General features: G+C 36.3%; 15 protein-coding genes. 6 read left to right on the top strand and 9 right to left on the bottom strand.

All coding sequences use genetic code 11. From position 1 onward, the window contains the following. Nucleotides 1-35: 35 nt before the first annotated feature. Complete coding sequence (locus tag B9O19_RS06610) at nucleotides 36-770, bottom strand: DUF5131 family protein (protein ID WP_102365673.1); 735 nt, start codon at nucleotides 768-770, stop codon at nucleotides 36-38. Further along, nucleotides 767-1,495 carry an NAD-dependent protein deacylase gene (locus tag B9O19_RS06605; RefSeq protein WP_102365672.1) on the bottom strand — a complete coding sequence of 243 codons (729 nt, stop codon included), beginning with the start codon at nucleotides 1,493-1,495 and terminating at the stop codon, nucleotides 767-769. The genes B9O19_RS06610 and B9O19_RS06605 overlap by 4 nt, the downstream gene beginning before the upstream one ends. Before the next feature lie 916 nt (nucleotides 1,496-2,411). On the opposite strand from B9O19_RS06605, the gene B9O19_RS06600 reads away from it, so the two are divergent. Next, nucleotides 2,412-3,077 carry a peptidylprolyl isomerase gene (locus tag B9O19_RS06600; RefSeq protein WP_245862895.1) on the top strand — a complete coding sequence of 222 codons (666 nt, stop codon included), beginning with the start codon at nucleotides 2,412-2,414 and terminating at the stop codon, nucleotides 3,075-3,077. 127 nt (nucleotides 3,078-3,204) lie between these two features. Here the strand turns inward: B9O19_RS06600 and B9O19_RS06595 are convergent, their stop codons facing one another. The 3 genes from B9O19_RS06595 to ftsZ form a co-directional block, all read right to left on the bottom strand. Further along, complete coding sequence (locus B9O19_RS06595; protein WP_102365671.1) at nucleotides 3,205-3,669, bottom strand: 8-oxo-dGTP diphosphatase; 465 nt, start codon at nucleotides 3,667-3,669, stop codon at nucleotides 3,205-3,207. A 48-nt stretch (nucleotides 3,670-3,717) separates the two neighbouring features. Next, nucleotides 3,718-5,253: a glycoside hydrolase family 43 protein gene (locus tag B9O19_RS06590; protein ID WP_102365670.1), complete on the bottom strand. Its 1,536-nt coding sequence runs from the start codon at nucleotides 5,251-5,253 to the stop codon at nucleotides 3,718-3,720. 849 nt (nucleotides 5,254-6,102) lie between these two features. Continuing rightward, the gene (gene ftsZ / locus B9O19_RS06585; RefSeq protein WP_102365669.1) at nucleotides 6,103-7,299 is read right to left on the bottom strand and encodes a cell division protein FtsZ; all 1,197 of its coding nucleotides are present in this window, start codon (nucleotides 7,297-7,299) and stop codon (nucleotides 6,103-6,105) included. Nucleotides 7,300-7,679: 380 nt separating this feature from the next. On the opposite strand from ftsZ, the gene B9O19_RS06580 reads away from it, so the two are divergent. Further along, complete coding sequence (locus B9O19_RS06580) at nucleotides 7,680-7,877, top strand: helix-turn-helix transcriptional regulator (protein WP_102365668.1); 198 nt, start codon at nucleotides 7,680-7,682, stop codon at nucleotides 7,875-7,877. 2 nt (nucleotides 7,878-7,879) lie between these two features. Beyond that, complete coding sequence (locus tag B9O19_RS06575) at nucleotides 7,880-8,278, top strand: hypothetical protein (protein WP_102365667.1); 399 nt, start codon at nucleotides 7,880-7,882, stop codon at nucleotides 8,276-8,278. 189 nt (nucleotides 8,279-8,467) lie between these two features. On the opposite strand, the gene B9O19_RS06570 is transcribed toward B9O19_RS06575, so the two are convergent. After that, the gene (locus tag B9O19_RS06570) at nucleotides 8,468-9,484 is read right to left on the bottom strand and encodes a hypothetical protein (RefSeq protein WP_102365666.1); all 1,017 of its coding nucleotides are present in this window, start codon (nucleotides 9,482-9,484) and stop codon (nucleotides 8,468-8,470) included. Between the two features lie 626 nt (nucleotides 9,485-10,110). Continuing rightward, the gene (locus tag B9O19_RS06565; RefSeq protein ID WP_102365665.1) at nucleotides 10,111-17,400 is read right to left on the bottom strand and encodes a pectinesterase family protein; all 7,290 of its coding nucleotides are present in this window, start codon (nucleotides 17,398-17,400) and stop codon (nucleotides 10,111-10,113) included. 613 nt (nucleotides 17,401-18,013) lie between these two features. Here B9O19_RS06565 and B9O19_RS06560 point away from each other — a divergent pair. The 3 genes from B9O19_RS06560 (at nucleotide 18,014) to B9O19_RS06550 (ending at nucleotide 20,111) form a co-directional block, all read left to right on the top strand. Next, a complete protein-coding gene (locus B9O19_RS06560; protein ID WP_102365664.1) occupies nucleotides 18,014-18,700 on the top strand; it encodes a DUF421 domain-containing protein in 687 nt (228 codons plus the stop codon). Next, entirely contained in the window at nucleotides 18,693-19,073 is a 381-nt protein-coding gene (locus B9O19_RS06555; RefSeq protein ID WP_102365663.1) for a DUF4363 family protein, read from the top strand. The genes B9O19_RS06560 and B9O19_RS06555 overlap by 8 nt, the downstream gene beginning before the upstream one ends. 90 nt (nucleotides 19,074-19,163) lie before the next feature. Further along, nucleotides 19,164-20,111, top strand: coding sequence for an ROK family protein (locus B9O19_RS06550; RefSeq protein ID WP_102365662.1), 948 nt, complete (start codon nucleotides 19,164-19,166; stop codon nucleotides 20,109-20,111). 231 nt (nucleotides 20,112-20,342) lie between these two features. On the opposite strand, the gene B9O19_RS06545 is transcribed toward B9O19_RS06550, so the two are convergent. Both B9O19_RS06545 and B9O19_RS06540 read right to left on the bottom strand, forming a co-directional pair. Next, entirely contained in the window at nucleotides 20,343-22,283 is a 1,941-nt protein-coding gene (locus B9O19_RS06545; RefSeq protein WP_102365661.1) for a leucine-rich repeat domain-containing protein, read from the bottom strand. A gap of 222 nt (nucleotides 22,284-22,505) precedes the next feature. Then, nucleotides 22,506-24,410, bottom strand: a complete 1,905-nt coding sequence (locus B9O19_RS06540; RefSeq protein ID WP_102365660.1) for an InlB B-repeat-containing protein — start codon at nucleotides 24,408-24,410, stop codon at nucleotides 22,506-22,508. Nucleotides 24,411-24,475 lie beyond the last annotated feature (65 nt).

Genomic DNA, 24,475 nt, shown 5'->3' with positions numbered 1-24,475 from the left:
ATCCTCATGAATGTCTAAGATTCATAAGGATAATATTATACTTTTTTTCTGCGGAATGTTATGGCCGCTTTTTTAGCTTGAGAATGTTGGTGTCTGCGCAATATTCTATACACCTTTCCATTTTTCCTGAGCCTTGCTCCTGTTTGATGAAAACTGAAATCTACCCCGGCTTCAATACATTGGTTTCTAATATCAAACACCCAATCATAGTCGCATACCCGGGCTTCATTCCCCGATTCTCCACCTACTATAACTTCACTTATTTTTTCAGGTAACAAATACTCTTTTAAATCAATAGGACCTAACAGGGGTTCGCATATTATATAACGTTCGGCAATCGGAAAAGATAAAAATACAGGCAGGCGTTTATCCGCCATCTCCTGGTTTTCACAAGTACACCCGATAGCTACATTATCATAGCCGTCTCCCCAATCATCAGGCGCAACATCAGCCAGCCTATTTATACGCTTTGTTATAAATAGAAAATTTAAATCAAACCTTTCTCTTATCATGTCCCAGGCTTCATCTCTCCATTTGTCAGCTTCATCAATTAAAAAATCAGATGTGAAGCATAAACCCACTTCCGCTCCTGATTTCAGCTTATAACTGCCATATTTATCTCTGCTGACAGGGCGGTTAAAACTTGATGTTTTTCTGACCGTATTGCTGTCAATATCTCTCCCGGAATCCGAACGGAACATGTAGCAGTTGGCACACCCGGCGCTTATTTTATGACAGCCGTGCCACGGGTTCCATGTATATTTTGTCACATTAAAACAGCCTCCTTCAGCACCTGTGCTATTGGCTCTCTTATAACCAAATCAGCCGTTTTGTCAGCAGGAGTCACCGACTTATTTATCAGAACAATTTTATCCCCTGTGAATTCATGTATCAATCCGGCCGCCGGATATACTCCGAGAGATGTTCCTCCGATAATCAAAACGTCTGCTTTTCTAAGGTTTTTTATAGAGCCATTAAGAATTTCAGGGTCGAGTCCTTCTTCGTATAAAACAACATCAGGCCGCACTATACCTCCGCATAAATCACATGTTGGTATTCCTTCTGTGCCTATTATCTTATCAAGTCCATACTTCTTCCCACACTTTAAACAGTAATTCCTGTGTATGCTCCCATGCAGTTCAAAAACATTCTTGCTTCCTGCCATTTGATGAAGTCCATCAATATTTTGAGTTATAACACACGAGAGTTTGCCGGACTTCTCCAACTCAGCCAACGCAATGTGAGCTTTGTTTGGCTTAGCTTCACAATATATCATTTTGTCTCGATAAAAACGGTAAAACTCCTCTGTGTTGTACTTAAAAAATGTATGACTGACTATCTGCTCGGGAGGATATTTATATTTCTGATTATAAAGCCCGTCGCTGCTTCTAAAGTCAGGTATACCGCTCTCAGTCGATACGCCTGCTCCTCCAAAAAATACTATATTTTTTGCCCTCTCAATTATTTCCTTTAATAAAACTGTATCACTATTCATAAAAACAGCCTCCAAATTAAATATATAAAAATTTGCTTATGATGTTTTAAACCACAAAAGATAGGCAAAAATTTTTTGATCAGGCTACATAGACTGAATAAAAATGTTAAGGTCATATATCATAATAAATATTAATTTGTATACCCAACGCAGATGAAATATGCAGCGTAAGACGCTCAGTATCGGAAAAATTTATTAATAAAAAGTATTATGACAATCTTTTTTAAGTATGTTCACGCTCCACGCGATATGGCAGCTCACCTAATGAAGTGTGCTTACACACACTCTACCGATGTTCGCTAAAAAACCTTAATTTTTTGTTCAGTTTATTATAGCCTATCCGTACTATTTCGAACAGAATAAATCGGATTTGAATCAAAACAGCACATAAGTTTATTATCCTGCAGCTGTATTATCATGGTTATTATTTATAATAAACAAGCCGGCGCACAATATAAATCAATTATATTTCTTAAATTGTATATTTTTCTAAAAGAAAAAGGGTAACGCCAGTAGGCAGCGTTGCCCAATTCCATAATAAAATTTTAATATTTAAGGTTTCAAATCATTTAACAGCTTTGTGAGCTGATAATAAGATGATACACTATAAAAATAATTTCGTCAATAGTCTGAAACACAATTGTAATAAATATTTTCATCTTTGTTAAAAATATACATATGTGTATATTGCTAATTTATATGGTTTTTATATAACTTCGCAATATAAAAAACTATATAAATTTATAACAACAGACTATACAATATGTTTAAATAATAAGAATCTCTGTATAAATATTTCTAAGAAATTCTAAATTTATTTATAACTAACTTTTGTTGGCTTAAACAACTATTGATATATATTTTATAATATGCTATAATCTGTATGGAAAATAATGCTATATTAGGAGGATGTGTAATGAAAAAAACTTTAAGAATTTTATGCTGTGTATTGGCTGCCGCTGCACTGCTGTGTCTAGCCTCTTGCGGTTCAGACCAGAACAATGCGGCAAAAGCCAAAAACGAACCCACTAATACCCCGACACAAGCCAAAAAGGCTGAAAACAGTCCTGTTCCCGTAACAGGAGAACTGTCGCAAGGTTCTTGCAAAGTTCTCTTCACTATGAGCGACGGACAAACTTTCACTATTCAGTGTGAACCTGAGTATGCTCCTGAAACCGTTGAAAACTTTTTAAGCCTTGTTAATTCAGGATTTTATGACGGATTAACATTCCACAGAGTTCTTGACAACTTTGTAGCTCAAGGCGGAGACCCAAGCGGGAACGGCACAGGCGGAAGTCAAACTAAGATACACGGGGAATTTTCTGAAAATGGTTTTACTCAAAACACGCTGACGCACAAAAGAGGAAGCGTAGCAATGGCAAGATCCAGCGCTCCGGATTCCGCGTCCAGCCAGTTCTATATTTGCTATACTGACCTTCCCAGCCTGGACGGAAAATATGCAGTATTCGGCACTGTAACCGAAGGGATGGAAGTTATTGACAGTTTCTTAAGCATAGCCAGGGACTCATCGGGCATGCCGTCAACACCTATAACTATTGAAAGCGCAAAAATAGTTGACTAATATATACAAAAAATCTCCCAAGTAATATATCTTCAAACGCACTAAACTTTGAAGCATATAATAAAATGGGAGATTTTTTAATGCGAAAAACTTTATTTTCTTATTTTAATGAAGTTTATATATTAATTCAGTATAACTTTTTAATCCATTTCCAGTGATTATCTTCTTTACAGCCTTCAAACATCAACTCATTAATATTTTCATCATCGAACACTTTTATAAGTTCATAAAAATCGTCTACTGTTTCATATGAAGACAAATTCTTACGTTCTGCCCAAAAAACTTCTCCTTCTTCAGAGGAACAAAGTTCGCCTTCAAATTCATTCGTTTTAAAGAGCAACACAATATATCTTTCGTCATCTTCTGTTTGAAATTGCTTTACACCGCAAATTCTAATATTTTTAATTTTTAGACCTGTCTCTTCAAACACTTCTCTTTCTATTCCTTTTACAAAAGACTCTTTTTTCTCAATATGTCCTCCCGGAAATGTAACGCCCTTCCAATCTTCTTTAATCCTATCCTGCAAAAGGATTTTATCGTTGTCATAAACCATACAAAGGGCAGTAACCACAACACTTTCACTTCTTGACATAATAAATCTCCTAAGACAACCAATATTAAAAGTTAATTTTATCCAAGATTATTCCGCGTCAATTTTAAACCAGTCAAAATCAGCCGGTATTCTTTTTCCCGAATCCGTTCCGGCAAATACTCCTACCATTGTTCCGGTATGCCGTTTTCTATCTGTTGGAACTCCTTCATCGCACAAAAAGATACACGGATTAACGGTTCCTGCCTCAATATAGTTTTCACCGTCCATACTATATGAAAACGTTCGTTTTTGCCCGTCAACATCAACCCGAAGATTTATCCATCCATCAGGAATTTCTGTTTTGTTCACCAGTTCCTCGCCTTGGTTTCGGTTAATAACCAGTTCAAGTATCCTCTTTCCTTCAGACATGGCTATATTAAATCTGATATATGTAGCAGTGCTGTAATAACAGGTTAAACCGGCCCACGCACCATCATCCGGGTCAAAATTCATCTTTGTTTCCGCTCTGTATTTAAACTCTGCTTCTCTATGAACCAATGTGTTCTTTGCCTTTAGCTCACTCAAATTCCCGTCAGTGGTATAAAGCCTCAGACAGCATTCTTTCTCCTTATTTAGAGAAATATAATCATAGTCCGGATTTCTGACAAACTCCCATTCAAGATTTAAACTATCATGATCAAAATCATCAAAAAAACTTTTTGATTCGCCTTTAAATTCAGGTAAGTCCGGTCCGTTTTGTATCTCGCTGGGGCCTTTCCCCTCATTTATTAGAAACCAGCCGTCATCAGTCCAGCGAACGGGATCCAAAGCTGTCTCTCGTCCCAAAGTCGTATAATTTCCTTCGTTTCGTCTTCCGCAAAGATAATAAGCCCACCAGTCGCCGTTTTGATCTTCAACAAGCTTGCCGTGACCGGCGCGCTGTATTAATTTTTCCGGATCTTTCTGTCTCATTACAGGATTATACGGGCAATTTTCATACTCACCGAATAATTCTGTTGACCTAGCTATATTGATACCATGTCCATAACCTGTTCCTCCCTCTGCGGCTATCGCATAATAGTAACCATTATGCTTCATAATATGGGGGCCTTCAGAACAACGCTCTCCGGTTCCATTCCAAACAACTTTAGGACCGTCTATTATCTCAGTGCAGTCTTCATTAAGTTCCCAAGCCGTAGCGGCTCTGGCAGTTATCATATACTTTCTTCCGTCATCATCAAAAAACAACGAAGGATCTATCGAATTTGCATTTAGCCAAACCGGCTTTGTATAAGGTCCCTCCGGAGTTGTGGATTTCATAATAAGCTGCTGTCTGCTGGGACGAGTTTTTTCTTCTCCGCTGTCATTTAGCCGCATTGTGGCAATTATATAAAAAGTTCCATCATTATAAAAAATATCTGGCGCCCAAATACCATGCGAGTCTTTAATTCCGCTTAAATCAAGATAAGATGGATCTGTGATAGCGTGTCCTATTGTTTCCCAATGTATCATATCTTTAGAATGTGAAATGGGTATACATGGAAAATACTGAAATGAAGAGTTAACCATATAAAAATCTTCACCTACTCGTATAACCGACGGGTCAGGATAAAAGCCTCTTCGAACCGGATTACTGTAATTCATAACAACCTCCAAAATTTACGGGGTTATCCCCTTTTATTGGCAAATAGTATATCATATTTATACATAATATTCAACTATTTTACTGCCTATTAATAAATTTATTATAAAATATTTTTTGTTTAAACAGTCGGTTAATTATACTAGTAACCATAAACATTTCAAACTAATAACTGATGATTTTCTCAAAATACCACTATTGCACTTTAAACCAAAAAGACAGTGATTATCAGATCATTTTTAAATCGTTTAATATAAACCATAAACGGCCGGAAACCGCATACAACCGGTCTCGTCTCACATTTTTGCTTTACAAGGCTGTTTTTATGCTGCCATGCGCAAATCGGTTCGTCACCTTACAAAAATATTATTAGTAGAAATGGTGCATAATCATCAAGGGTCGAGAAAAAATTACTTAATGTAGGTTGAGGTCTTTCTCGTGATAGGTTTTACCGTCTTTTGTCAAGCAATGCCACTGTTAGTATATAAAATTAAAAAAGTATTTATAAGTTAAATAATACGTCCGCCTATAAACATAAAAAATAAATAAGGAGTGCTTCATTTTATAAAAATACAAATTGTTTATTTTTACTTTAAATAACTCACCAAAAACAGACCTCTCTGCAATACCCAGAATTCTATTTAAGGTCACTATCACAACCATTTCAAAACACTTATCAAACTTTCATAATCCTAATAAACAATATATATTTCTTTATTGTTTTAAATTCTCCATCAGCCAATTCTTTTATTCAAATGGTTTCAAAATACAGCGTATAACTATCGCAATTATTTATTTTTATATAAAAACAGCCACAGACAAAATGCCTGCGGCTGTATAAATTCATATATCTATTTATCTTTTCTGCGTAAAAATACCGGAACATCTATCCCGTCGTCTTCGCCAACCTTGCTGAATAAATTGGATGACGGCGCCGGTTCAAATGTCGGACTAGGCGGCGTATAACTAGGCGCCGGCTGTGGCGGAGCCTGATTATATGACGGAGCACTCTGTGTGCTGCTCAAATTCCCCATTCCATTTAAAAAGCTTGAAAACGGATTGGTTTCTTCCTCTTTCTCCGGCTGACCTGGAACATTCCCCTTAAATCCTGTTGCGATAACTGTGATAACAAGTTCATCGCCTAAGTTTTCATCTATAATAGCACCGATAATGATATTAGCATCAGAATCAGCAGCCTCTTCAACCAGTTCAGCAGCCGTCTTAACTTCCAAAATTCCAAGATCCGGTCCGCCTGTAACGTTTAATATAACGCCCTTAGCGCCTTCTATAGTTGTTTCAAGCAACGGACTATGTATAGCTTTCTTAGCGGCTTCTTCCGCTCTGTTTTCACCGGAAGCTCGTCCGATACCCATATGTGCGAAACCTGTATCCTTCATTATTGTCTTGATATCAGCAAAGTCAAGACTGATAAGCCCCGGCCTTGAAATCAAATCAGATATACCCTGAACGCCTTGTCTCAAAATATCATCAGCCATTTTAAACGACTCGGTTAGAGGAGTTCTGTTCTCAGCAACTTCAAGCAGCTTATCATTTGGTATAACAACAAGAGTATCAACAGCATGCATAAGATTGGTAATACCAATATCACTATTCTGCTGCCTTTTCTTTCCCTCAAACCAGAAAGGCTTTGTTACTATACCAACTGTCAAAATGCCCTCATCTTTAGCAATCTTTGCCACGATAGGAGCAGCACCCGTACCGGTACCTCCGCCCATTCCGGCTGTAACAAATACCATGTCAGCCCCTTGAACTGCTTTCTTTATATCCTCAACGCTTTCTTCAGCGGCCTTCTGACCAACCTCAGGAACCGCGCCAGCGCCAAGACCTTTTGTTATCTTTTCGCCAATCTGTATTTTCTGTGACGCCTGCGACAGAGTTAAGTCCTGCTTATCCGTATTCACGGCGACGAATTCAACACATTTAACGTCGGCCTCAACCATTCTATTAACAGCGTTATTACCACCGCCGCCGACACCAATAACTTTTATTTTGGCGGGGTTTGTAGCTTCTGTATCAAACTGGAACACTTCATTTCCTCCTCTGTTGTTTATAAGAACTCGCAATTATCTACTATAAATAATAACTCTATTATACCATGAAAATAAAATTTGTAAATAGAAATTTTCAAACTTTCTAAAAAAATATTACGATGTTGTAACAAAAGTAATAAAACGGTATATTTAACTGTTTGATTATTGTAAAAAACGACAACACCGACATATGTTGACAGTTTTAAGTCCTAGAAACTGCGCTGTTTTCACTATTTTGCGACACCTCTAAACGATACCGCGGATAAAAAAATTGTAAAATAAAAATGTAAAATGTACTTGACATTTTTTAATAATGGTTGTATAATACAAATAGAGAGATGGAAAGCTAGCTTTACTTTTTATAAAGGAGGGATAGAATGAAAAACACTCTTGAGACGCTCAGAAAAGAAAACGGCATAAGTCAGGAAGAATTGGCTGACGCTGTAAGGGTGTCCCGTCAGACAATATGTTCGCTTGAAAACGGGCGGTATAATCCATCGATTTTTTTGGCATTTAGACTTGCGGATTTTTTTAAAGTTAAAATAGAAGATATATTCTTATATGAGGGGGAATAACTATGAAAGCAATAAAAAATAAAATAATCTATTTAATAGTTGTTGGTATTATCGGAATCTCACTGTTTATAACAGGAATAGTCCGCGACGGCAATACTATAGTCGGTTTTGGCGCAGCTCTAACAGCTGTATCAATACTGAAAGTGATTCAATACGCAATTATATTAAGTAATCCTGAAAAACGCAAAAAACTTGAAATAAATCAAAATGAAGAAAGATACGTAATGATTGCTCATAAGAGCGGGTACCTTACGCTTATGCTTACGTTAATCGCTGAAGCCGCTGCAGCAATCACATTAATGATAATTGGCAACTCACTCTATGAGTTCGTTTGCACAATTATGGCAGCTCAGTCTATTATATATCTGATTACTTATTATATTCTTTCAAGAAAATATTAACACTTAGCCATAAATAAATTATTAAATTATATATTTTAAATGCGCCCTAAAACATAGACAAAAACATCTATTGTTAACTAGGACGCATTTTCAGCTTTTTCTTTTATCTACAATAATTATCTAAATAATCTATATTTAAAATATTTATATCTTCTATTTCTAAAACTTAAAGCGATAATCTTAGTCATATTATATACCGATTATTTCCATATCTGCGGCAGACTTCATATCTTTTAAATTATCCCACACAAATGCTCGAATTTCCTTTATATTAGACCTAATCTCATCCGGTATTTCAACATTATAGCTTATATTTTCGCCGGGGTTAGCCTCAATTTCCACTATATTAGCATCTAGTAATATTCCATTTTTATCATAATATCCTATTATCATTACACCGTTTTGTTTTTCATCGGTTATGTTTTCGGCTGCACAAACTATGTCTCCTTGAACATCGCTTTTATTAAGAATAAGTTTCCATTTATTGTCCGGATCTTTTACCTCTGATTCTATTCGGTCATATACAAATGTTACTGTATTACTACCCTCAGAAAGATATATAGTCACAATTTCCTTTTCGCCGCTAAATGTATATCCTTTTACAGGCGGAGCCGCAACCTCCTGGACAGTATAATAATAAATATTCGGTATAGTTTGTGAATACAATATATTATTTTCATTCTCCCTCTCCACACAGTTAATTGTAAGGCTCGAAAGAGACGGTGGGAAAATTTCCATAGTTGGAGTTGGAATTGACATTAGCGCATCCGGAGTTGAACTGGGTTCAATGGTCGGTACCGGCTCAAAAGTTGGAACCGGCGTTTCATATGGTACATATTCATACTCAAATGTAACCGTCGTTTCCGGATATAATACTTTTATATTTTTAGGCGAATCAGTAATCAAATTATAATTATTAACTGTTGGTGCTTTTATAGTTCTCTCTCCTATAATAACCTCTTTTAAAATCTGAGTGTACAACACATTATTGGCATCCCCAGCATCAACGCATTCTATAATAAACGTTGCCGAACTATTCGGCGCAAATGTAGTCCTCGGAGCAGGGACGTCCGGATATGACATGCTTCTATTTGTCCCTGACCCAGCTTTTCTTGCTGACGGTTTAAAACCCAAATACACGCCATCGTTAACAGCAATTTCTTGTGATTCATAAGAGCAGCCTTTATCAGTTTCACAATCATTCATATTTGTTTCGAATACACCTAATTACAATATGCAAATCGGAGCAGCAATTGTTGATATAACTAAGATATTAAATTTTTCATTTCAATTACTACCATTTATATAATAAAATATGATATAACCGATGGACATTATAGTATAATTCAATAAATAAAATAACAAAAAATTTATATAAACATTTACTTGTACTTTAGCAATTATCACAAAACTTATCTCTTATTTCATTGTTGTTTAACTTATTAGTTCGTGCAAAAATTTCTAAATACAATTAAAATCTTTAAATTATATCAAGTTTATTGATTTGCTTTTTATACCACGTAAATATATATTTTTATATTTCAATATTCTCACATATTTTTTTAAAAATCTGCTATACGCTAAACTATAAAAGATGTATATAACAAAAAATATTTGTGACTTGTATCTATATCTTATAATATTCTAAAATAAAAATATAAAATGTCATTTTTTAATAATATTATTAAGCTTCAAAATTATAAATTTTTATTTATAAATAACTAATCACCTACAACTAAAAATGTTTTAGTCATCAAATTATTTATAAATATAAATTAAAATAGAGAGACTGCAAGCAGTCTCTCAAAATAACAGATTATTATAATTTTTTATTATTCATAATCTTGGTATTCTATTTCAATATTATCGAAGTAATATTCAATCTTATTTGTTGTATCAGCTCTTTTATCCATATAAATATTGAAATAGAGTTTTGACAAATCATAAGACGTAGGATAGTTTGGGTTTGCTCCCGTCTCATCAGGTGCAGAAATCGTAAACGCCTTTGAGTTTAACATATATGTTCCTGCGTCTCCTGTTTTCCAATCCCTGTCATACAGCGTTGTTGTTACCGTCTTATTTTCAAGGTCTATATCTCCAACTATTCTGTACCACTTATTAGCCATCTTATTATTCTTGTCAAACTGAGTATTGTCTCCGTTGATTCTTGCTGTCGTAGCGCCGAAGAAATTAAACTGTCCCCAGCCCTTATATACTCCCCAGCGTACAAATCTCGTAGAATCCTTTACATCCGCCCCCGCATTGCTTGTGCTTGTGGCAAGATCAAAGTATGAATAATCACTCGGATAGTAATCAGTACTTTCTAGCAAGAAGTCATAACTGAACTTAATTGTCTTTGTATTCTTTAGTGTTCCGCCGTTCAGCATTGAAGCAATATCAAAACTTACACCTGTCTTAGCTGCTACCTTTTTATCGCTGTCTTTTGTTACCTTATATACTACATTCCCAGCCTCTCCAAGATTAGCAGTCTCATTTCCGGTAACTGTATATTTTCCAGCGCTGAATCCTGTGGCAGAAGTTATTTTTGGCTCATATCCCGCATCTGCAAAATCAGGACTTGAAACCTTCAAAGACGCCATTTTTTTAGCAGTAATATCAACTGTCACAGCGTCTCCCTTTGCACCTGTAACTGACTGTGGATCCTGAACTATACTATACTCAGTATTTAAAGAAGAGAAATATGCTGTATAAGAACCAACCGGTAAATTTTCAGCTGTATAACTCTGTGAAGTCTGTCCTGCCGGTATAATTACATCTACAGTTTTTATAACCGCTTCTCCATTTTTAAATATAATATTTATTGTCTGTTCTGCATCGCTTACTTTTGAAAGGGTAACTGTGCCGCTTACATTAAACACATTTTCAGTATCGCTTGTCGGCAGAATACTAAATTTAATGGATTTTTCAGCGCCAATTTCTTTGTTTCCACTCTCCCTTACATAAAGTTTAATAGCGGCGTCAATTGGCTGTTCGCCAAATGCAGGGCGTATAAGCGTCACTTTTGTGCCGTCAGAACTTACTTTTGCAAATTCGCTGACACTTTCCCACTTAAACTCATACCCGCTTGGAGCCTGAGGAAGCGCAATTTCGTTTGTTGTGCTATCGCTTGTATCAATCGTTGTAGTATTCAAAACATTATTTACGTCTGCATAAGTGCTGATAAGTCCTGCCGGATCCCAACCATCATTACCTAAAGTAAAGGTAAGGGGATTATATCTCAGCATTGTCCACTCATTAAGAACCGTACCTTTCGTTCTTCCTGAAGTATCGATTTTATTTCCTGAGCTATCAATGCTATTATACTCACCAAATCTAGCATTCTCCGGCTTATTACCACTCATCGCACTCCAACCAGCTGATCCGATAAGCTTTCCGCCGCCAGAACCGGCATTGTCAATAATTGTATTGATGTAATGTGCTGCCGGACCGCCATTTGCTCCCCATGGTCTCCCGAAACTCCCGGATGTGGAAGTTTTTGAACCGGTAATATGGCAATTAAAAAACAGATATCCCTCTGTATCTACAGTGCTGCTTGGTGCTGTTACAGTTGCAGATTCAGCTTGACTTGGACCAGCATTTGTATAAAGTTCACAATTATCGAATACTGCTGTAGCACTGCCGCAAATATAATCTGTAGTTCCCCCGAGCTTACAATTCTTAAAATACATTCTGCCCGAATTAATTCCTATCGTGTCCTGTGTAGACATAACTTCACAGTTTAAGAACTGAACCTTATCAGCGGAAACATGAATAGCCGCACTACGCTCTCTTGGGCTTCCGGTTACGCCTTTATAAGTTATTTCTTTTCTAGACTGCAAAAATTTGTTTATTGTATCATCGCTTGCACCATTACTAATTTGTTCATTTATCCATTCTACTCTGTGGAAGTTACCATTGTTCGGATCAGGATCAACACCTGCTATGTCAGTCAATTCTTCCTGTGTATAGTATCTATTATAAGAGTTTTCTAAAACTAAATCTTCAGCAATAAATGCAGTTGCGCCCTTATCTACTTTAAGCGATGGACCCCAATCTTTAGGTCCATATGCTTTACCGTCGCCTATAACACTTGGATCATAGTAACCTTTTTCATTACAGCTGTCATATAGTGAACCCAAACCATAATACCATGTAAGTTTGACTTCTCCATTTGTTCCCGGAGCTTTCTTCATTGTAATATAAGGCGATTTCACAACTACCTGTTCACGATAAGTTCCCGGCATAATGTTAATATACGCACGATTTTCTTCGTTTGCAGGCGGATTTGCTTCAACGGCAGCGACCGCTTCATTAACTGTCTTATAAATCTTTGCGTCAGCATTTGTTTCCTGGCTTGAATCAACAGTTATTGTCTTATCCGGATCCGATGTAGGTCCTGGTGTTGCCGTTGCCGGTCCCGGCGTCTCTGTAGGTACAAGCGGAGCTTCAGACACACCAATTTGAATGTTATCAATACCTAAAGTATATGCTCCTGTCTGACTTCCGCGCGTAGAAGTCGAAACCGTTGTCGGAGCCAGTTCAGGTACAGTACTTACTTTTTTAGTGCCGCTTCCTAAAGTATAAGTCCCCTTGAGACTATAATCAGAATCTCCTGTCTTCAAATATACCTTAACCTTATTTTCTCCTTTGATATATTCAAGTTTCAAGCCATACCATGTGTTAGCGCTGAGTGTAATTCCAGAAATTTCTGTATCCTGGGGCTTAGTATCCGTTGCGCCTTTAGAGAAGTAATCAGATATTTTTAAAATACCATTATCACCTGTCTTAATTTCAAACACACGACCGTCAGTTGCTGTAGTGTAAGTATTTTCAGTATTTGCATTATTTTCATCAAACACTCTCATCAATATTGTATCTTTGTCAGCGGTACTGTTCATAAAGTCTAAAGAAGCTGTAAACATACATCCGTCCATAGGACTGTCAGCTATATATCTCCAGCCATCCTGACCAGCACCGCCGTCTGTAAACTTAATATAATTATCGCCAGCTGTCCTCTCGGCAATTTCAGGCTGCAAACCGCCTGCTGCCTCAGAACCAAAGATAATTTCAATATTATTACCATTCTCATTTTCTATAACATCGCCTGCATTATATTTTGTTGATGCAGCAACGTTATTAAAGTCCCATCCAATAAATGTTCCCGGAGCCATTGTCGGGCCTGGTTCCTTTGTCGGTTCAGGGGTTGCAGTTGCAGGAGCCGGAGCTTCCCCGGCTTCCTTTACTGCACTGAGAGGTACCATTGTATCAGTACCGTCCCAAATGTATAATTTAACCGTTCCATTTTCAGGTTTTGTATAATCTACTGTCAGATTTCCTGCTCCGTCAACATCAAATACGCCTGAATCTGTCATTGTATTCTCATCAATATATGAACCTACAAGCAATTTAGCCTTTGGAGCTGTGCTTTCTCCAATATAATTGATATCAACACTGAGCTTTCCGTCTTCGTTGAAATATGCATTAGTAATCTCATAATCATACTTAGCCGGTGCTGCTGTAGGAGGAGCTGTCGGCTCAGCTGTTGGCTTCGGTGATGATGTCGGATCATTAGGATTTATATTTTCGCCATATGTTGCCACCAAATCACTTGCATTTCCTATATATGCGTCCGTACTTTCAGAATTAAACGGGTTCTGATAATAAGATAAGTATATTTTATGTACTCCATTTATATCATCAATATTCTTTAATTCAAGTTCAGTTTCAGACGGTTCGCTACTTTTTGGCAAAAGCTGATTAGCAATTTCTTTTCCATCTTTAGAATCCAGCGTAACTGACACATAGATGTTCTCATCTCTTACCTTAGCCATCTTCAACACTAATTTAGAAAGTCCGTCAAAGTTAAAACCATCTACTGCATAACCAACTTTTACTCCGTTACGCCTATACAACCAACCAACTTCTGTATTATCATTAGCAAGCTTTGGAATTTTATCGCTGGCAGTTGAATCACTTGCAAAGAAATCTTTAGCATCCTTCGCATAGTATGTCTCAATATCTAAGCCAAAATTATTAATTGTATAAGTCTTTCCATTCTCAGCCGCAAATGTCAATAGACTTCCATCCTCATTAAGCGTTTGTGCAATTTCTGTACCATTTTCATCATACACTTTAGCTTTAGAAGCATATTTTGTACGTATACTTATATCACCGGTTCTTCTTGAGTGAATTTTTGCTTCTGTCGGCTTTCCTTCGTCCCAGCTCAAATCAACAGTAGCGTCTTCACGTGTATTAAAGCCAGTGAAAGAACCGCTGCCCCATTTTTTAGGAATTGCCGGAAGCAAATCTATAGCCCCGTCATGACTCTGCACCAGCATTTCTATAATACCTGCAGTTGCTCCATAGTTTCCGTCTATCTGGAAATTTGGATGCTGGTCAAATAAGTTAGGTGATGTTCTAGTTCTAAACATTTGCTCAAGCATATTTGAAGCAGCCTCGCCATTAAGAGCTCTCGCATTCAAACTTATTCTCCAAGCAAGTCCCCAACCTTGACCGCTGCCTGCGCCACGAGCTGATGTTGCCTTTTGGAACGCCTTAAATATTTTCTGCTCATTTGCGTCCTCACTGTAAGCGCTCAAATGTGTTCCGGGGAACAATTCCCACAGATGCGAACAATGTCTATGACCCGCTTTATTGCTGGCGTCATGTTTATTAATACCTTTTGTTTCACCGGTAAACGGACTTGTAACGTTAAATTTACCTTTTCCTGCCTCCACCTCAGTAAAGTCAAATGTTACGTCTCCGCGAACCCATTCTTTAATAAGACCTGAACCGTCAATAAGGTTCGGTGCGAGTTTGCCTTTTTCATCAGCTAAGTATGATGACGGCATCTGCTCATCAATTTTAGCAAGAAGCGCTGCATTTTCCTCAGTTTTGCCTAAAATTTCGGAAGCCTTCTGAACAGTATCATAAAGGTTTCTGATAAGCTGTGTATCCATTGCCGGTCCCGGCTGAACTCCGCCCTGCTCAGGAGAACATGAAGCCGCAGTAATTAAATATCCCGTCTTTGGATCAACAACCAGGAACTGTGTAAAGAACTTAGCCGCACCTACCAAATAAGGATATACTTCTGCCAAATACTCAGTATCTTTATTGAAATTATAATACTGCCAAGCATGGTCAAGAAGCCATATTCCGCCTGTAGGCCATAGACCTGCCGTAGCGTTATCAATGGGCTGCGTACCCCTCCATAGGTCATAGTTATGGTGCATTACCCAAGGATCCCCGGGCTGGTATTGGTCGTCGCCTCTTTCATTATTTATACCATATTGATATTTTGCAGTTATACTTCCGCTTTGAGCAAGTTCGTCAAAAGTATCTATCAAAGTTTTTTCTGTACCTTGGAGGCCAAGGGGCTGAGCTGCCCAATAGTTCATCTCAGTATTGATATTAACTGTATACTTTCCGTTCCAGGAAGCCGAAAGTGCGGCATTCCACTTACCGGTAAGGTTGAGCGGCTGGCTTCCAGGTATATCTATTTCACCTTCACCTGTCGCCTGTCTGCCTTCACGAGCACCAGCTATCAACAAATACTTTCCGTAATTAAATTCAAGAGCTGCAAGCTGATTATCCCCATCGTTATATGTAGAATATACATGTAAGGTATTTGCATTAGGTATACTGTTTCCGCCGTTTTTCAAGAAACCTGATTTTCCGTCTACATCCTTACGGATACGCTTCTCTGTAGGTATATTACTAAAAGCATTCTTATCAGTGGAACTGTTTTCTAATGTCAAATCAGTTTTTGAAAATTGCTCTGAAAAATCCGCCAAATGTCTTTCCTTTATTTGGCTGTAAGTCTTGCTCTTAACATTATTAGCATACTTTAAGCAGTCAGCCGCAGGTTTCGAATTATCAAGATTTAAATAATCAACATAATTCGTAGCTCCTACCACATAGATATCAGCGCTCTTTCCGCCGACAACTGACACAGTAGTATTGTCATCCGATACTGAGAACTGTCCGTCACCAACCAAGAACATATGTGCTTCAAACTTAATAGCGTTTACAGTTGCAGGATCATTATTATCTTTACTTCCATTATATACGCTTGCAACTAATTTTACCTCATTATCACTTACTTTTGAATACTCATAATATCCACTCTGATTATGATATGAATGAAGCTGGGCCGAGAAATTCAATTCCGCGTCAGACTCAACATGTGTAGCTACAACCTGATCAGGATAACTTGAAAAATTTTCGCGCTTATAATGGTTTCCGTCATAATCGTATTCAACAGTAACCATTCCCTTTTCCATATCCAAACTCTTTGTATAATTTGTAGCCTTAGAATGATCCTGACCAAAATCAAGATAAACTTCTACAAATGATTTGTACGCCCTCTGTCTTGTTGGTTTCCCCAAGAAAGTCTGCTCAACCATCTCGTGCAAATCCCATCTGCCTTGAGACTCTTTCTGGTTAAATCCATTGCTGACATTTAAAGCCTGATACGATATACTCTTGTTTGCAAAATCCGGAAAGCTAGTTCTAAACGCTTCGTCACCAACTGTAACATCTTTCGCGCCTATTTCCGCCGGATTTCCATTTTCATCAGCACCTCTGAAATATCTCCAGTTTCCATCAACACTTCCGCTTGTCTGATTTTCAGTTGTTATTTTAGCCGCCTTAGACGTCTGATCAATTGTAGTCAAAGTATTGCCGCTTTCATCTTTAAGAGTTCCGTAAGGAGAACCATCCCAGCATGTATCCTCATTAATCTGAATAACTTCCTTATCAATACCTCCGGCAACCATTCCGGCCATTCTGCCGTTTCCTATTGGATAAAAATTGGTCCACAGAAATTCAGAATACGCCCAGCTCTGAAGATTTCCTGACTTTGCATACGGATTTATTACATCAATCTCTTTTTTCTCCGCATTCGGATTAATTTCCGCAGCATTTTGGTAGATTCCTTGCTCTGCCAAAACATTTTCGATAGGATTATCAGTCCACATTACTGTTTCCGGATTAAATCCATTTTCGGACGCCGCGCTGCTCTCTGCGGCTACGTCCGTACTGTTAATAGTTGCTGCAGCAGCAGAAACTGTTCCGAGCGTCATAACTATTGAAAGTACAAATGCTCCTAACCTTTTTAACATGTTTTTCCCCTCCTGAAAATATATACTTTTATTATTTTTTCTATCATGTATACTTTATAATAATATTTTTTAGTCAAAATTAACAGGGCCAATTCACTACAATTTTTATAGGGCCAAAATTGCCACATTATACTAGTATTTTATTTATAGTTGGATTTTAATTAATTTTTTAACTTTATAACTTTAATATGTAAATACATAAAAACATTATTATAAACATTTAATCTATTATGTTTTTACTAATTAAAATTAAATAAAAATTTAATTTATATTTTCTATTAAACAATATAAAATTTATTTGCTTTTCAACACTTAAAAATATGTAATTTATTACATATGCAATAAGATTTGGAATGTATGATAATTATTACGATTTATTTCAATAAAAATTCCACCGTTTATATAAACGAGCTTCCATTATATAAAATCTGAATTTTAAAATACTACAGCTGGCCTGCTATATTCTCAAATTATATAACTATCTTTTTAGCCTCTTACAATCTAAGTAAAAATATTTATATAGAACATTTTTAAAATAAATACAAATAATACTTTTAATTTTTTTAAACTTGTCAATAATATTTAAAAAATAAAATGAAATGGATTGATTAGTATGCTGGTAACCGTACTTAGAACCGCCATAATGTATGTATTTGTCGTATTATGTCTTCGAGTGATGGGAAAACGTCAAATTGCCGAACTTGAGCCGTCTGAACTCGTGGTAACAATTATAATTTCCGAAATTGCTACAGACCCTATAGTGGACCCCGGTAAACCGTTTGCCACAGCAGCATTAGCCATAGCTATTTTATTATTTCTTGAAATCATACTCTCATTTATTGCTTATAAACATATTGGTTTCAGAACATTGCTTTATGGAAAACCAAGCACATTCTTCAGCGACGGAAGAATAAACCAAAACGAAATGGAGAGCCAAAGGTTTAATATGAGCGACCTTTTAGAGGAGATCAGAAACAGCGGAGCAACGTCCTTAGATGATGTAGAATATGTTATCATGGAGACAAACGGAAACGTAAGCGTTATATTAAACACAGAGAACAGACCGGTAACGCCGTCCGATATGGGAATAAAGGCCGCACAAACCGAAATAAGTTATATTTTAATTGATAACGGCACTTTGATTAAAAATAATTTAGAGCGTTTGAAAATCAGCCGGAAATGGGTTATGGATAAACTTCACGAAAACGGTCTTAAAAAGATTTCCCAAGTTTTTTATATGGGAGCTGATAAAAGCGGCAACGCTGTTGTCGTAAAAAAGGGCAGGGATTCAAATGAATAGGGTAATAATTTCTTCAGTGATAGTAGTTTTGGCGGCAAGTCTGATTTTTTTCCATTTTCAAAAGGTAAACACTCTTGATAAAACAGTAGATTCATCTTATGACACTATTATAGAAGCATATCACAATGACGACTATGATAAAATAACTGATGAATTAAATAAAATAAAACAATCATGGGATGAAGTGCAGACCTGGGTTGGTATGACTATTGATTCAGCAGAACTTGAGGAAATAGAAATATCATTACAGCAATGTATGCATTATGCCGAGATAAAAGACAAAGAAGACTTTATAGGCGAGTTTGTTTTATTTAACCTGCTTATAAAACATCTTCCATTTTTTGAAAAACTGGACCTTGAAAGCCTGCTATAAATTTTATCATCAAACTTTACAACTTATTGAAATTAAGTTATACTGTATACATTCTTTAACTAACTGGATTTATTCAGTATGGAGGTAGAAATGTATCTTGGAATTGACTTAGGCGGGACAAATATCGCGGCCGGTATAGTAAACAAAAATGGCGAAATTTTAAAGAAATTATCTTGCCCAACTCTGCCCGGGCGTCCATTTGACGAAATAATTGGAGATATGGCAGAATTATGTTCAAACTTATTGAGCATCTCAAGCATAACTGAAGACGAAATAAAAGCGATTGGAATCGGCAGTCCGGGAGCTATAGACAATAAAAACGGAGTAGTTTTATACGCCGGAAACTTGAATTGGACTAACGCTGCTATATGTGATGAACTTAATAAGTATTATAATATTCCCATAAATTTAGAAAACGACGCTAACGCCGCAGCCTATGGCGAGTATGCTATGTGCGGCAAAAAAGTTAAAGACTTTATCTTTATAACACTTGGCACAGGAATTGGCGGAGGAATAATTATTGACGGAAAGATTTATCGTGGATTTAACGGAGCCGGAGCCGAAGTCGGACACTCGACTTTGGTGTTTAACGGAGAAAAATGCACATGCGGAAGAAAAGGCTGTTGGGAAGCTTACGGTTCAGTAACCGCCCTAATACGCCAAACTTCCCGCTCCATAATGCTTAATCAGGATTCGCTGATGGCAAAGTCATATAAAGAAACAGGAGAAATAAACGGCAAAACTGCTTTTGACGCGGCAAAAGCCGGAGACATTAGCGCACAAACTGTAGTAAAACAATATATAGAATATGTGGCTGACGGGATATGCAGTCTTGTAAATATATTTGAGCCTGAACTTCTTTTAATTGGCGGAGGAATAAGCAAAGAAGGCGGCTATTTATTAAATCCAATAAAAGAATACTGTGAGAAAAATTACTTCTGCAAAAACATTCGGCAAACAGAGATAGGTATAGCGGTCCTAGGGAACGACGCGGGAATAATTGGAGCCGCTTTATCAGCCCGTGATTCACTAAAATAGGTTAAGCATAAATCCTCTTAAATTGATTACTGAAATTTTAAAGAAATGACATAAAATATATTGAAGTTTATTATATTAGATTGGATTATTATATAAATAACATATGTATATTTTTAGTATATATGCCAACCTATAAAATCTATAGAGTATGACCAATTTATTCTAATTAAAAATAACAAGAGCCTGAAAATATCAGGCTCTTGATTGGGAAGAAATCATTTTATTTATTTTCTAATTATTTATAATACACTCTGCATATTGTGATACCGCATTCATATTTGCAAGACTATCCCATACAAATGCTTTTATCGTTTTTACTTTTGACATATCACCAATTGGTATTGTTATACATATTGTTTCCTTTTCTCCTGAATTCCTATTCAAATCCTTAATCTCACTTCCAAGCATATTTCCAAATTCATCATAATATGCCAATATAAACTCCCCCGTTTTCTTTCCGGTACTCACATTTTTTGCGGTACATATATACGTATTTTCTTTATCTTCACCTTTCTCTATTGATGTTTCCCAATTCCACCCTCCGTTTAAGGTCTTTATATCAGCCCAAGGAATATTATTTGCCTCCGCATATTTTCTTGCATAAGCATCCGGCTCAGAATATATTACAGCCTTATCACAATTTGTTATTACATTTTCTTCTATCTGAGTTACACTATTTGGAACCACTATCGCTTCCAGTGATTCACAGTCAGTAAATGCCCCCGACTCAATTTCAGTTGCACTGTCCGGAATATATATTTTTTTAATTGCCGAACATTTGTAAAAAATACCGTTCAACACTTTAGGTATTCCATCAGATAAAATTATTTCCGTTAAGTTATCGCAATTTTTAAACGCTGGTAAAATAAACGTGCAAGTGCTTGGCAAGGTTACCGTTTTTAAGGAACTGCAACCATCGAACAAACCTGTTGATAAGGATGTCACTCCCTCTTCAACAATTATTTCTTTAAGATTTTCACAACAGTAAAAAGCCCAATTTCCTCCGCTACAATTTTTGGGATATTTAAGAGTTATAAATCCCGCCCCTCCAAACGCATATGGAGCAATACGAAAATAATTTGTAGGAAAAGACACACTTTTTAAATTAGTACATTCCATAAAAGCTCCATCTCCTATAAGTTCAATTCCGTCCGGGATTTTTACAGATGTAATACTTTGATTATTACAAAATACGTATTTTCCGATTGATGTTATTCTCATATCACCGGGTATAACTATATCACCGCCTGAACCATTATATTCTATCAAAACTCCATTTTCTACAATAAATTCTTCTAAAGCACTAAAATTAATACCATTTTCATTTGCATATTTCTCTGCATATGAATTTGCAATTCCATATATGGTTAAATTGTCACAGCCGTTAAAAGCGTCCATATCAATATTTGTAACCGTTTCAGAAATTACTATTTGATTTAAGCCACCACAACCATGAAAAGCTTGTCCCCCTATATATGTCGCTCCTTTTGGTATCTCAACATTATCTAAATCCGTACATTCTTTAAAAGCGCCTTTTTCAATAGTCTTTAATTCTCTTGGCATTTTTATATTATTTAAATTCACACAGGAAAAAAACGAATAATCTCCTATGGTTGTTACTCCCTCTGGCACAGTATATTCAACATCAGTTTTTCCGACAGGATACTGAATCAACTTCGTTTTTGCCTTATTAAACAACACACCATTATCAGAACTAAAACATCTATTCAATTCATCAACTTCAATTTTATTTAAACCATTACAGTCAAAAAAGACGTTTTTATCTATATCCGATACATTAGCCGGAATTCTTATTCCGCTTATTTCTTTAAAATAACTAAATAACCAATCTGCTAGCTCAGTTACCGGATATCCCTCTATTTCATTAGGTATATCAATCTCACCAGCAGCAGATTCATCACACGACAATATTTTCACTATTCCGTCTCTTATTTCATAACTTAAAACTCCGTATTTTCCGTATATAGGAAGATATGTACATCCCTGAGTCGGTGTTGGAGAAGGACTTTCTGCATCATCATGCAGCACCTTGATAACCCGTTTTTCCGGGAAATTAATATCAAGCGGTATTACATTATACGCATATGAAACTGAAGAAAATATAGAAATTATAGTTGTTGCAAAAAGCGATAAAAATATGAACTTTTTCATAAATATTGCCTCCTTATAAACACAGAAATATATTTCCTGTTAACATATTTATATTATATCCCTCATTCCATATTTCGTAAAGATGTATAATAACCAAATAAAGTTTATTTTTTTAGTTATTTCGACAGGTGAATTATTATCACACTTATATAAAAAACTGCACCTTCAAAAGCATTCAGCTTTTTAGGCGCAGTTTCTCTAGTTTATCAAAAAATATGTCGCTTATTCAAATCTGCTCAGAACAATACAATCCAACACAGATTTCATATCTTCCCACAAAAATACTTTCAGCGTATAAGAATCATCATCTGCAATATATAATAATGAACATTCAGAATCACACTCATCCAAATATTTGCAGTTTTTTAACATGCCATTCTTATCATAACTTACAACGTAAAGCGAATAAAGATTCTTATTCTGCTCCAGCAAAATCTCAATTTCTCTGTTTGTCACAAAATTTTTAGTTACTAAATCTCCATTATCAGTATATCTCAATATTATATTGGGGACTTTGCCCGGAGATGGATTAACATCAGAAGTCGGTTCAGGACTGCATATTATTTTATTCCATAAAGCATATAGTGTAATGTCATTTTCAACAATAGTATTTTTGTCAAAATCAGATACATTTTTATCAGGTGCCGTTCCCCATCCTATAAATTCATATCCTTCTCTTTCAAGAACAAATGTATCTATATTTTCTATTGTCCCTCCAATTTCTATATCCTCACAACCTATTCCACTATCAGCGCCATTAGAATCAAAAAACACTGTTGCTGTATTTTCTACTGCGGCTGTAACCTCAGAATACACAGGCTTACCGGTAAATGGAAATACTGGCGTATAGACACAATATAGATATTTCCCAACATCATACAAGGTCGGAGTATAAGATGAATAACTTGCCCCCAATATAGGCTCGCCTCCTGAATTGCTCATAACATCATTTCTGTACCACTGCACTGTTGCTGTCGCATTTTTGGGCATAGATGATTCAGAAGTCAGTTTTATATGACGTTTAGGATTTGATTTATCACCTTTTTCGATTATAACATTTAACAATTCAACCGATGTATTTGATATCATATCAGTCACAGGAGAGACAACGGATTCGGTTTTGTCATCCTCTGTCTTTTTTACTGCAACATATAAATATTTGCCCACGTCTTCAGCCGTTACAGTATACTTATAAAATGTAGCACCCGGTATAGGCGTTCCTCCGCTGTTTTCAGCAAAATCATTTCTATACCATTGATATTTAACCCAGCTGTATTTATCAGTTGTCAAAACAGCGTGATTTACTGCGGCGCCTTCAATACTTAATGATAACGGAAAATATCCATCTCCGCTTCCTCCTCCGCCATCAACAATAGAAATAGGATACGATGTTACATTTGAAGTTACGCTTCCAAAATACCCGCCTTTTCCCGATGCAGTAAAATACAAATGAAAACCATAGTCTTCTGACGTTGGAGTAAACTTATATGAATTAGCGCCAACAATTGGCTCTCCGCCTGTGTTGTTCTCTTCCTTTGTTCTGTACCATTGATATTCTGCAACTTCATCGCCATATATAGCAGTATCAACCGGTGTTTTGGCAGGATATAAATAATCATCAAAAACAACAGAGCCATATCTAAACAAACAACCTATTATCTCTTGTCCGAGCTTTGGAATACTGTTTCTATTTTCGACTATATATGCTCCGCCTATTTCCGCTGTTTTTTCCACAGCGCTACATGTCGGTCCGGTGATGATTTCTCCGGTATATTTACCATTACCCGTCACCTTACAATATAGATAGCTTCCTGCATCCTCACTCAGCGGAATATAATATTTTTCTTCAGCGCCAGCCAATGGTACGCCGCCATTATTTGAATTCACATCATTTTTATACCACTGATATGAGAAACTCTCCTCAGTATCGTTGGCCGGAATATCAAAAATGTCACTTGTATAAACTTTTACATAAATTCTCTCCCCAACAACCGGATAATAATCATTAATAAAAGCATGTTCAATATTAATAGCTCCGGTTTCTTCCGCCGTTATTTTTGGCATTGAACAAATAAAACAAAACAGTAAAACAAAAGTAAGGGACATTACTTTGATAAAATATTTCATAAAATCACTTCCTAACACAAAACGCTATTTAATCACATTGTTACGAAACAGCATTATACTAACAA

This window comes from Monoglobus pectinilyticus (assembly GCF_002874775.1).
GTDB lineage: Bacteria > Bacillota > Clostridia > Monoglobales > Monoglobaceae > Monoglobus > Monoglobus pectinilyticus.
This window is presented reverse-complemented; position numbering and strand designations above follow the sequence as displayed.